The organism is Campylobacter sp. LMG 7929, assembly GCF_024723595.1.
Lineage (GTDB): Bacteria > Campylobacterota > Campylobacteria > Campylobacterales > Campylobacteraceae > Campylobacter_D.
Window position 1 is genome coordinate 1 of sequence record NZ_JANQCY010000024.1, and the last position, 4,935, is coordinate 4,935.

Annotated in this window: 8 protein-coding genes; 3 read left to right on the plus strand and 5 right to left on the minus strand. The window is 27.1% G+C overall.

Annotated elements, in window-relative coordinates; all coding sequences use genetic code 11:
- Positions 1-23: 23 nt before the first annotated feature.
- Genes CAMP5118_RS08110 through relB form a run of 3 tightly spaced genes read right to left on the minus strand, consistent with a single transcriptional unit; the run spans position 24 to position 511 of the window.
- Positions 24-128: a type II toxin-antitoxin system RelE family toxin gene (locus CAMP5118_RS08110; RefSeq protein WP_442863239.1), complete on the minus strand. Its 105-nt coding sequence runs from the start codon at positions 126-128 to the stop codon at positions 24-26.
- 31 nt (positions 129-159) lie between these two features.
- Positions 160-300: a type II toxin-antitoxin system RelE family toxin gene (locus CAMP5118_RS07840; RefSeq protein ID WP_337217012.1), complete on the minus strand. Its 141-nt coding sequence runs from the start codon at positions 298-300 to the stop codon at positions 160-162.
- Entirely contained in the window at positions 293-511 is a 219-nt protein-coding gene (gene relB, locus CAMP5118_RS07845) for a type II toxin-antitoxin system RelB family antitoxin (protein WP_039628375.1), read from the minus strand. The genes CAMP5118_RS07840 and relB overlap by 8 nt, the downstream gene beginning before the upstream one ends.
- A gap of 179 nt (positions 512-690) precedes the next feature.
- Here relB and CAMP5118_RS07850 point away from each other — a divergent pair, with 179 nt between their 5' ends.
- The 3 genes from CAMP5118_RS07850 to CAMP5118_RS07860 all read left to right on the plus strand — a co-directional run bounded on the left by CAMP5118_RS07850 (position 691) and on the right by CAMP5118_RS07860 (position 2,130).
- Positions 691-918 carry a hypothetical protein gene (locus tag CAMP5118_RS07850; RefSeq protein WP_337217013.1) on the plus strand — a complete coding sequence of 76 codons (228 nt, stop codon included), beginning with the start codon at positions 691-693 and terminating at the stop codon, positions 916-918.
- The gene (locus CAMP5118_RS07855; protein ID WP_220523497.1) at positions 905-1,186 is read left to right on the plus strand and encodes a type II toxin-antitoxin system YafQ family toxin; all 282 of its coding nucleotides are present in this window, start codon (positions 905-907) and stop codon (positions 1,184-1,186) included. The genes CAMP5118_RS07850 and CAMP5118_RS07855 overlap by 14 nt, the downstream gene beginning before the upstream one ends.
- A 521-nt stretch (positions 1,187-1,707) precedes the next feature.
- On the plus strand, positions 1,708-2,130 hold the full coding sequence (locus tag CAMP5118_RS07860) for a hypothetical protein (protein ID WP_337217014.1): 423 nt from the start codon (positions 1,708-1,710) through the stop codon (positions 2,128-2,130).
- 27 nt (positions 2,131-2,157) lie between these two features.
- On the opposite strand, the gene CAMP5118_RS07865 is transcribed toward CAMP5118_RS07860, so the two are convergent.
- Positions 2,158-3,786: a conjugal transfer protein TraG N-terminal domain-containing protein gene (locus CAMP5118_RS07865; protein ID WP_337217015.1), complete on the minus strand. Its 1,629-nt coding sequence runs from the start codon at positions 3,784-3,786 to the stop codon at positions 2,158-2,160.
- Positions 3,735-4,901 (minus strand): conjugal transfer protein TraG N-terminal domain-containing protein, encoded by a 1,167-nt coding sequence (locus CAMP5118_RS07870; protein WP_337217016.1) that lies wholly within the window; start codon positions 4,899-4,901, stop codon positions 3,735-3,737. Before CAMP5118_RS07870 ends, CAMP5118_RS07865 begins: the two co-directional genes overlap by 52 nt.
- Between the last annotated feature and the right edge of the window lie 34 nt (positions 4,902-4,935).

Below are 4,935 nucleotides of genomic sequence, written 5' to 3' on the forward strand. Positions count from 1 at the left end.
AATTTAATGTATAGTTGAGAAATTTATTTTTTAAATTTCTTATATATTTCTCTTCGATGTCCTATTTCGAATATAAAAATAAACAATTCATTATCATTAATTTCAGCAAGCATTCTATAATTACCCACTCTAAATCTATAAATACCTTTTAAATTACCCTTAAGTTCTTTTGCTAATTTTTTTTGGATTATCTGATTCTATTAAATTTTTAATAATCCAGCTCTTAATAATCCTTGCTACTTGCTGATCAAGTTTTTCAATTGATTTTTTGGCGCTACTTGAGAATTTTATCTCATACATTTTTAAATACTTCTTCAAAGCTATAAATATTATCTTTTTTAGCTTCTTTGAGTGAAATTAAAATTTTATTTTCATCTAAATTTAACTCATCTTCTATTTTTTCTAAAATAGTATCTCTTATAAATTTTGATAGTTGTAAATTATTAATTGCTAGATATTCTTTTAGTAAAATATCTTCTTGATCACTAATTCTTAACGATATTGTTCTCATGATTTTACCTTTGTATTATTTATAATACATTATAATACATTTTATAATCATCACAAAATAATATTTTATCTTAGTGCTTTTAATCTTCACATTGAAACAATAAAATAAGTATAAGAAATTAATTTAAATTGATTAAAATACAATATAATTATATTATATGATTTTGAGAAAGGAATTTCATGACTCTTATTATTGAAAATGTCAGTGAAGATTTTTTGCCTGCATTTAAAGGTTTAGCTAAAAGTATAAATGCTAAATGTAAAGTTTCTAAACCTAAACTAAGTAGTTTTGAAAATAAGATATTAAATGCAAGCAAAGAGCTTAGTAAGGAAAAAAAAGATAACACTGTATTAAGCTTTAATTCACATCAAGATTTTGTGAAAGCTTATCAAGATGGCAAAATATAAAATTTATTATCATAAAGATTTTATAAAAGCCTATAAAAAAATAAGCAACGAAGAGCGTAAAATAACAGATAAAGTCATTACAAAGCTTTCTAATGATGAAATTTTAGAACCCAAATATAAAGATCATCAATTAAAAGGCGCATTAAAAGATTTTAGAGAGTGTCACATAAAGTCTAATTTATTATTGATTTATCTAAAACATGATAAAGAACTAGAGTTAAATATTTTAAAACTAGGCAGTCATAGTAAATTATTTAAAAATTACTGAAAAGAATAATATCAAAATAACTCACAAAGAATTAAAAATACAATCTTAATCTATACTCTCTAAAGCTAATAAAAATAACAGCTTTTATCTTACAAAAAATATTTTTTATCTTACCAATATTAATTTTAAAGTTAAAATTAACAAATTAAATTATAAAACAGAATAAATACTAATATATCAATATTTAATGCTTATAAAAAAGACTTTATAAAGGACTTTTTGGGGATATATAAAGCACCTTTAGGGGCGAATTAAAGCACTTTTTTGGTAGATTTTAAGCAAAAAATAATAAAAAAAGAAAAAATGGACTTTATAAAGGACATTTAGGGGATATATAAAGGACTTTTATGTGTAAAAAATACGCTTAAAAAGCACTTAAAATAAACTTTATAAAGGACAAAAATGTAAAATATAAAAAACCCTTGCAAAATACTATAAAATAGGCATTTAAAAGCACTAAAAAACTTGATTTTTATTGTGAATTTTGGTATAATTTTAATATTAAATGTAAAGGAATAACAATGTATAAAAACACTAAATTAAAGATCACTTTTGTTGTGTTATTTGGATTAATTTTAATCAATATAGGTATTTTATTTATAAGCAAAAATGAAATATTTACTAAAACTCTTATAGGTTTAATAGCAACTACTTTCATTTTATATTATGTTTTAGCTTGGATAAATACTATTAAAAGTATTAAAGACAATAAATACATTAAACCAGCTTTTAAAGATATATTATTCTCTATATTAAAAAGTCCTTATTATATAATAAGATTTTTTCTTATAGGTAGAATCAAATATCTCGGAAATAATGAAAACAATTTGTATAAAAAAGATATAAACTATATTCTAGAAAATGCTAGAGCCATAGGAAATGATATAGTTACTCAGGTAGGTAATGTAACTTTTATAGGAAACAAAATGGTTTTATGGAAATAATACTCCCATAATTCTATGGGAGTTATTTTATTTTGTAATTTCAGCAAATGCGTCAGTAACCATTTTACTTCCTTTGACAATATTACCACCTGTTCTCTTAACTGCTCCATCTTTGAAATCCTTTTCTGTATTTTGCAGACCACTTGATACTTCTTTTTGAGTATTACCACTAGAATCTCCCCAAGTAGTACTTTGTCCTGTTTGATCTTGGTGTCCTTCTTTTAGCGTTTTAACATTATTTTGATATTGATCAGCGTGTTTAGTTGCTGAACCATCGACTTTTGATATGTTACTATTGTTAAACGAAGCAACTTCACCACTAGCGTGATAATTTTTATTACTAATTTCTCCTATATTATTTGATGGATTGTCAAATTCTCCAGCATTAAAATATTTAGATAATTGCTGTGGATTATTTACAGCCCAATTTTGGAAGTCATTCATAGCCATTGTAATAGCATGGTTTTTATTTCCAGTATTCCATGCGTTTGTAATTTCTGTATTATCACCAGATTTTATATAGTCATTAAGCGCTTTAGGAATAGAATTTACATTGACATTTTGAGATAAACTTTCAGTTGAACTATATTTATCAATAGCAGAATGTACTTGAGAAAATTCTTTACCTGTAAAGGTTGAGAAGGCATTATTAAGAGAAGCCCTAACAGATGAATCATTAGAGTAGGTAGAAGAAACATTGTTTGCAAATTCTTTATTCCATTGCTCCATTTCTTTATCTGATAAGGTATAAGTTCTACTAGTTCCATCTTTTTCTGTAACAGAAAATTCACTACCTACTACTACCATATTAGCTCCAGCTTTTAACGCGCCAGAAATTTCACTTGCTTTAGTATCTCCAGCTTGAGCCATTTTATCAAATGCTTTAGTGGCAGAAGCTTTAAATACTTCTTGTGCTTGAGCGTTAATACCATGAGAAGAAGAATGATCAAATGCCATGTTAGCAATATCCTGAGAAGTTCTTCCAGTTTTTAGAGTATCCCCAATTGCTTTTGATACATCATTGCTTGCGCTAGATTGCATTGTCTTAATAGAGCTTGCGTCAAGTCCAGTTATATTTGCAGAATTCACCCCATTATTATCATAGCTTACTTTTGAATTAGTATTAACATCTGTAACAGTATTTCCACCACCAGATATAGAATTAACAGAAAAACTATGATTATCTACATTATACGCCCCTAAACGAGAATTTATACCAGCATGCTTAGCAATAACTTCTTCACCTAAAGGAGAAGCTATTTTGGTTTCAGTAGATAAAGCTTGCTGATTTGTAAAACTTCCCGCACTTCTTGAAGCACCTTGTAGGGTTTGCGATAAAGATGAAGCCACTGACACAAAACCTTGCTCACTAGCTTTAGCTACTGCAAAAGCTAATAATGGAGTAAGCATTACAAGATAATTAATGAAATTTGTTTGCTCAGATATTTGTTTAAAGAAAGATAAGCTATTACTCATAGAAAAGCTTAATGAGCCATCTAATAACACTTGAACACTTTTTGATAGATTTAAATCATTAAAATAATTAATAATACTTAATATAGGAGTCCATAAAACTATCCATATACATAAGGTAAAAAACATTTTTATATGTCTAAAATCGCCAAACATAATAGAGAGTAAAGCCATAATATCCATGATAAACCTATAATTAAAACTGTTAAATAAGCTTTAGCTAGTGGTAAATAAGTTTGAGCCATCATACCTTGAGTTAGCATACTTGACATGAAGTTTTGCTCAGCTACTGCTGTATTTGTAGCTACTGCATTTGGATCAAGCCCTACCATTTTTGCAGTATTAATTAAAGAATCTCTTGAAGCATTAATTAACATAGCTTGCATTAATTGAGATCTTGCTTGTGTAGCTTGTCCTGAGAAAATTTCCCAAACACCCTGCATTGAAGCTCTATAAGCATTTTCATCTTTACTACCTAAAATACGCGCATGGATAGTTTCTATTTTTGGAGCTAAAGAACCTAAATCTTGCTTAATTAAAGCACCTGCTTGAGTACAAGATCTAATATTACCTTTATCTTTTTCCCCAAAATATAAAGTAAATTGACTACCCTTGCCTATTTCAAATAAATCCTCATATAAATTATCACTATGTCTAAAATTAGTATCCATTCTACCTTTATTTAATTCCATTCCATAAATAACACAGTTTCTAAAAAATAAATCAAGATTTTTTTGTGTTCTAGGACTAAATTGACTTAATTCTAAATCTGGTAAATCCATAGTAGATCTTAAAGTAAAACCAAATCCAGCATTAGAAAAATTAGTAGATTGTGGAGTAGAATAAAATTTTTCCATAGCTTTAGTAATGGAATCTTCCATTCTTGACATGAAAGAAAAAGTCAAACCAATACCAAGTGGAACTTGAGAAACTATATAGTCTTTACCTGTTACATTATCATGTATCATATATCTATGCTGAGCGTCATTTGGCGCTCTTAAAAAGCATTGCCAAATAATAACCATGATAAAAATCATTTTACCAAATTCAAATATAGGGCTAGTTCTTTCGTCCATTACTTTTTTAATAGCAAAAGTAAAAAAAGCAATAGCCATAACAATCTTAACCATATAATCAGCACCACTTGTTATACCTTTTATAGCTTGTAAAATATCATTTGCTACTTCGCCATAGCCCCAAGTAAAGATAATATGATTATCATCTATATTTGTAGCACCAAATAATAAAGAAGGTGCAAAAATTAAAGCACTAAGGAATAAAATATAAAATCTTTTCATCAATTATGTTAAAGAAGTTAAAGAGTTTGTTTGG

Bases quoted from the DNA above. Each gene is read 5' to 3' on its own strand.
- relB (WP_039628375.1), bottom strand. From the start codon at position 511: ATGAGAACAATATCGTTAAGAATTAGTGATCAAGAAGATATTTTACTA.
- CAMP5118_RS07850 (WP_337217013.1), top strand. From the start codon at position 691: ATGACTCTTATTATTGAAAATGTCAGTGAAGATTTTTTGCCTGCATTT.
- CAMP5118_RS07865 (WP_337217015.1), bottom strand. From the start codon at position 3,786: ATGGATATTATGGCTTTACTCTCTATTATGTTTGGCGATTTTAGACAT.
- CAMP5118_RS07840 (WP_337217012.1), bottom strand. From the start codon at position 300: ATGTATGAGATAAAATTCTCAAGTAGCGCCAAAAAATCAATTGAAAAA.
- CAMP5118_RS07870 (WP_337217016.1), bottom strand. From the start codon at position 4,901: ATGAAAAGATTTTATATTTTATTCCTTAGTGCTTTAATTTTTGCACCT.
- CAMP5118_RS07860 (WP_337217014.1), top strand. From the start codon at position 1,708: ATGTATAAAAACACTAAATTAAAGATCACTTTTGTTGTGTTATTTGGA.
- CAMP5118_RS07855 (WP_220523497.1), top strand. From the start codon at position 905: ATGGCAAAATATAAAATTTATTATCATAAAGATTTTATAAAAGCCTAT.